The sequence below is a fragment of the Streptomyces sp. CO7 genome (genome assembly GCF_053474865.1).
Genome location: NZ_JBRIOU010000001.1, coordinates 158,045 through 163,100, shown reverse-complemented (window position 1 = coordinate 163,100; position 5,056 = coordinate 158,045). Strand labels below are relative to the sequence as shown.

Here is a 5,056-nt window from a genome sequence, read left to right as displayed (position 1 = left end):
GGGCGGTGCTGATGGTGGCGGGACTGGGGCTGATGCTGCACGCCGGGTGAGAGGGGCGCGGGACGGCGACGGCGCGCGGAAAACGCGGTGTCGCCAGGGCCCGGAGCGGTGAAAGGATCGCGGCATGCTGATTCGTGAGGCGGACCGGGCGGACTGGGCCGGGATCTGGCCGTTCTTCCGGGAGATCGTGGCCGCCGGCGAGACGTACCCGTACCCGCTGGACCTCGGTGAGGAGGAGGGCCGCGGCTGGTGGCTGCTCCCCGCGCCGGACCGCACCGTGGTCGCCGTCGAGGACGACGCGAACGGCGGGCCGCGGATCGTCGGGACGGCGAAGATGAACTGCAACATGTCCCGCACGGGGAACGCCTCGCACATGGCGAGCGCCAGCTTCATGGTGGATCCCGGCCACGCGGGCCGCGGGGTCGGCCGCGCGCTGTGCCAGTACGTGATCGCGTGGGCGCGCGAGTCCGGGTTCCGGGCGATCCAGTTCAACGCGGTGGTGGAGACGAACACCCGCGCCGTGAAGCTGTACGAGTCGCTCGGTTTCCGCGTGGTCGGCACCGTCCCGGAGGGCTTCCGCCACCCCGTGCACGGCCTGGTCGGCGTGCACGTGATGCACCTGGCTCTCTAGGCGGAGGCCAGTGACTCCCGGACCGCCCGCACCAGCGCCTGGGCGCGCGGGTCGGCGGTGACCGACTTCAGGAAGCCGTTGGTGACGTAGCCGAAGGCGATCCCGCTCTCCGGGTCGGCGAACCCGAGGGCGCCGCCCCGGCCGGGGTGGCCGAAGGAGCCGGGGCCGAGCAGCGGCGAGGCCGGGCTGTGCAGCATGTACCCCGCGCCGAAGCGGGTGTTGACAATCAGCACCCGGTCGGCGCCCACCGAGTGCTCGGTGCGGGCGAGTCCGAGGGTCTGCGGGGTGAACAGCGGTGGCCGCCCGTCGAGTTCGCCGGACAGCGCGGCGTAGAAGCGGGACAGTCCCTCCGCCGTGGCGACGCCGCCCGACGCGGGGGACTCGCCGGCCCGGTACGCCGGGTCGTTCTCGTCCACCGCGGGGGAGACGGCGCCGAACGCCCGCCGGGTGAGCGACCGCGGGTCCGCGTACGCCTGGGACACCTCCCGCTTGGGCCGGGCCTTGATCCCGGCCCCGCCTCCCGCCTCCGGCGCCGGCAGCGGCCCGCAGCGTCCGGCCCGGGCCGCCTCCGCCTCCGGGAGGCCGATCCACAGGTCGGCGCGCGAGGGCCCGGTCACCTCCGAGGCCAGCCAGGCGCCCAGCGACACCCCGGTCACCTGCCGCACCAGCCCGCCGAGCAGCCACCCGTAGGTCTGCGCGTGGTAGCCGTGCGCGGTCCCCGGCTCCCAGGCGGGGGCCTGCGCGGCGATCGCCGCCGCGGTGCGGTCCGGGTCCAAGGACTCGGCGGGGGTCAGCGGGCGGTCCACGGCCGGCACCCCGGCCCGGTGGGCCAGCAGGTGCCGGACGGTGACCCGCTCCTTGCCCGCCGCCTTGAACGCGGGCCAGTACGAGGCCACCGGCTCGTCCAGGTCGAGCAGTCCGCGCTGGTGGAGCAGCAGCACGACGGCCGCGGCCACGCCCTTGGTGGCGGACCGCACGACCTGTGCCGTGCCCTGTTCCCAGGGGGCGCCCCCGTCGACGTCACGGGCGCCGCCCCACAGGTCGACGACCTTGCGGCCGTGCAGGTGGACGGCGACCGCCGCGCCGCGCTCGCCGCGGTGCGTGAAGTTGCGCGCGAAGGCCTCCCGGACCGGGGCGAACCGGCCGGTCACCGTGCCGTCGACGTCCACCTGGTCCACCGTTCCCTCACGTTCTCGCGACGCCCTGCAGGCCCGCACCGGGCCCGCACTTTCGTGGCGCGCTGCGCCAACGGGCGCAACAAGCGTGCCACGGCCCCGATTCCGCGCTGCCGCGTGGCGGCGGTCACAGCAGGGGCGCCGGCCGCCCGCCTCAGCGGGGCGAGAACCCGTACGGCAGCTCCAGCCGGTTCGCCCGCAGCAGCGCCTCGTCGGCCAGCAGCTTCGGCGTCGGCCCGTCCGCCACGATCGTGCCGCCGGACAGGACCAGCGAGCGCGGGCAGAGCTCCATCGCGTACGGCAGGTCGTGGGTGACCATCAGGACGGTGACGTCCAGCGAGGTCAGGATCTCGGCGAGTTCGCGCCGTGAGGCGGGGTCGAGGTTGGAGGACGGCTCGTCGAGGACGAGGATCTCCGGCTCCATCGCCAGCACCGTGGCCACCGCGACCCGTCGCCGCTGCCCGAACGACAGGTGGTGCGGGGGCCGGCCGGCGTGCTCGGCCATGCCGACCCGCTCCAGCGCCCGGGTCACCCGGGCCTCCAGCTCCGCGCCGCGCAGCCCGGCGTTGGCCGGGCCGAAGGCGACGTCCTCGCGGACGGTGGGCATGAAGAGCTGGTCGTCGGGGTCCTGGAAGACGATGCCGACCCGCTGCCGGATCTCCGCCATGTGGGCGCGGTCCACCGGCAGACCGGCCACCCGCACACTGCCCGCGCCGGCCGTGAGGATGCCGTTGAGGTGCAGCACCAGGGTGGTCTTCCCGGCGCCGTTGGGGCCCAGCAGCGCGACGCGTTCGCCGCGCTCCAGCGCGAAGTCGACGCCGAACAGGGCCTGGTGCCCGTCCGGGTAGGCGAAGGCGAGGCCGGAGACCTCCAGGGAGTACGTCACGTCGTCCGTCGTCACAGGGTCTTTCACAGGGTCCATCCCACCAGACACACGGCGAGCGCCGTCATCGGGAGGGCCAGCGCGGACGACCACTGGAGCCGGGTCGCCGCGGACCCGTCGAGCACCGGCATGGCTCCGGTGTAGCCGCGGCTCATCATGGCGAGGTGGACCCGCTCGCCGCGCTCGTAGGTGCGGATGAACAGCGCGCCCGCCGTCCGGGCCAGCACGCCCCAGGCGCGCGGCCCGCGCGCCTGGAAGCCGCGGGACTCCCGGGCGATCCGCATCCGCGCCAGCTCGTCGGTGATCACGTCGCCGTAGCGGAGCATGAACGAGGCGATCTGCACCAGCAGCGGCGGCATCCGCAGCCGCTGCAGGCCGAGCAGCAGGTCGCGCAGCTCGGTGGTGGCGGCCAGCAGGACGGAGGCGGCGACGCCCAGCGTCCCCTTGGCCAGGATGTTCCACGCGCCCCACAGCCCGGAGACGCTGAGCTGCACGCCCAGCACCTCGGTCTGCTCGCCCCGCGCCACGAACGGAAGCAGCAGCGCGAACGCCACGAACGGGACCTCGACGGCCATCCGCCGCAGCGCGAAGCCGGCGGGCACGCGCGCGGCCCGGGCCACCGCCGCGAGCAGCAGCGCGTACCCGGCGAAGGCCCACACCGCCTCGCGGGGCGTGGAGACCACGACCACCACGAAGGCGAGGACGGCGACCAGCTTGGTGTGCGCGGGCAGCCGGTGCACCGGTGAGGCGCCGGGCAGGTGCAGCCGGTGCGAGTGTCCGGAGCCCACGCCGGTCAGACCTTCTCGTGGTCGCGGTCCGCGGCGTCCTCGCCGGCGTGGCCGGCGTTCTCGCGGCGGCGCACCACCACGAAGACGCCGGTGCCGGCCGCCGCGGTGACGCCCACGCCGATGACGCCGGCCAGGCCGCCGGACAGCCGGGCGTCGTCCACACCGCTGACGCCGTAGTCGGCCAGCGGACCGTCGGCGACGGCGTGCTCCTCGGCCTTCTTGTCGATGCCCTTGTCGGCGGCGACCTTCTCCAGGCCGTCGGGGGAGGCGGAGGCGTAGAAGCTGACGAACCCGGCCAGTACCAGCGAGGCCGCCAGGCCGCCGAGCCACACCGCGCGCGAGGAGCGCGGCGCGGACGCCGGCGCGGTGGCCGCGGCGGGGGCGGGCGCGTCGACCAGCTCGCCGTTCACCTTGAGCTTCAGCGGACGGTGCAGCCCGCGCGCGCCGTGCACCAGGTCGGGGCGGACGGCGATGACGGCGCCGACGGTCAGGGCGGTGATGACGCCCTCGCCGATGCCGATGAGTACGTGCACACCGCCCATCGCGGCGGCGACGGAGCCGATCGGCACGTCGGTGGTGCCGCCGATCGCGTACAGCAGGGTGAAGAACAGCGCGGCCGCCGGCACCGACACCAGCGCCGCCGCGAAGGCGGAGGCGGTGACGGTGGAACGCCCGGCGGGCAGCAGCCGCAGCAGGGTGCGGAAGACCAGGTGGGCCACGACCACGGTGATCAGGGCCATGCAGGTGATGTTCGTGCCCAGTGCGGTGAGGCCGCCGTCGGCGAAGAGGATCGCCTGGAGCAGCAGCACCACGGAGACGCACAGGACACCGGTGAAGGGGCCGACGAGGATCGCGGCGAGCGCGCCGCCCAGCAGGTGCCCGCTGGTTCCGGCGGCGACCGGGAAGTTCAGCATCTGCACCGCGAAGATGAACGCGGCGGTCAGGCCGGCGAGCGGCGCGGTGCGCTCCGCTCCCATGGCCGCCGGGCCCGCGGGGCCGGTCACGGAGCCCGCGAGTTCGCGGCGGGCGCCGCGCAGCGACACGGCGACGGCCGCGGCGGCTGTCGCACCGGTGGCGAGGGAGGTGGGGGCGTCGAGGAATCCATCAGGAACATGCACTGTTCGATGGTGCCGCTAGTTGCAACTTCTTCGCAAGAAGGGGTCCGGCCCCGAAGGGCGGGAAAGCGGAAAAACTGGGACATTGTGTGAGTGTCCGCGATCGAACAGTACACACGAGCGCACGTCCTGACCGCGACGCGGGAGGACCGGGGCGGCCGGGTCCCGGCGGTGCTGCGGCACGAGCCCGGGGCGTCCGAGGTGACGATCCGCCTGGCGGCCCCCACGCCGCGGGAGTGGCGGGTGGACCGCGCGTTGCTGGAGCGGGGCGTGTGCAGTCCGGCCCGGGGCGCGGAGGCGGAAGGGGTCAGGGTGTGGCCCTGCGGCCGCGCCGCCACGGTGGTGGAACTACCGGGTGAGCAGGGCGTGGTGGTGGCCCAGTTCGACACCACGGCGCTGCTCCGCTTCCTCGGCCGCATCCACGCCGCGGCCACCGGCGCGCCGACCCCCGCCCCGACGGGGGC

6 protein-coding genes are annotated in these 5,056 nt (G+C 74.9%); 2 read left to right on the top strand and 4 right to left on the bottom strand.

The window, feature by feature from the left end:
• Window positions 1–124: 124 nt before the first annotated feature.
• A complete protein-coding gene (locus tag ACOV8S_RS00745) occupies window positions 125–631 on the top strand; it encodes an N-acetyltransferase family protein (protein ID WP_448315295.1) in 507 nt (168 codons plus the stop codon).
• On the opposite strand, the gene ACOV8S_RS00740 is transcribed toward ACOV8S_RS00745, so the two are convergent.
• The 4 genes from ACOV8S_RS00740 to ACOV8S_RS00725 all read right to left on the bottom strand — a co-directional run bounded on the left by ACOV8S_RS00740 (window position 628) and on the right by ACOV8S_RS00725 (window position 4,595).
• Window positions 628–1,800, bottom strand: a complete 1,173-nt coding sequence (locus ACOV8S_RS00740) for a serine hydrolase domain-containing protein (RefSeq protein ID WP_448315657.1) — start codon at window positions 1,798–1,800, stop codon at window positions 628–630. The genes ACOV8S_RS00745 and ACOV8S_RS00740 overlap by 4 nt on opposite strands.
• A gap of 160 nt (window positions 1,801–1,960) precedes the next feature.
• Window positions 1,961–2,728, bottom strand: coding sequence for an energy-coupling factor ABC transporter ATP-binding protein (locus ACOV8S_RS00735; protein WP_448315293.1), 768 nt, complete (start codon window positions 2,726–2,728; stop codon window positions 1,961–1,963).
• Window positions 2,716–3,477 (bottom strand): cobalt ECF transporter T component CbiQ, encoded by a 762-nt coding sequence (gene cbiQ, locus ACOV8S_RS00730; protein WP_448315291.1) that lies wholly within the window; start codon window positions 3,475–3,477, stop codon window positions 2,716–2,718. Before cbiQ ends, ACOV8S_RS00735 begins: the two co-directional genes overlap by 13 nt.
• A gap of 5 nt (window positions 3,478–3,482) precedes the next feature.
• Complete coding sequence (locus tag ACOV8S_RS00725) at window positions 3,483–4,595, bottom strand: energy-coupling factor ABC transporter permease (RefSeq protein ID WP_448315289.1); 1,113 nt, start codon at window positions 4,593–4,595, stop codon at window positions 3,483–3,485.
• 90 nt (window positions 4,596–4,685) lie between these two features.
• Between ACOV8S_RS00725 and ACOV8S_RS00720 the strand changes: the two genes are divergently transcribed.
• A partial coding sequence (locus tag ACOV8S_RS00720; RefSeq protein ID WP_448315288.1) for an SsgA family sporulation/cell division regulator occupies window positions 4,686–5,056 on the top strand: 371 nt, incomplete at its 3' end.

Coding starts and splice junctions, on each gene's coding strand:
- ACOV8S_RS00735 (WP_448315293.1), bottom strand. CDS start 2,728: ATGGACCCTGTGAAAGACCCTGTGACGACGGACGACGTGACGTACTCC.
- ACOV8S_RS00745 (WP_448315295.1), top strand. CDS start 125: ATGCTGATTCGTGAGGCGGACCGGGCGGACTGGGCCGGGATCTGGCCG.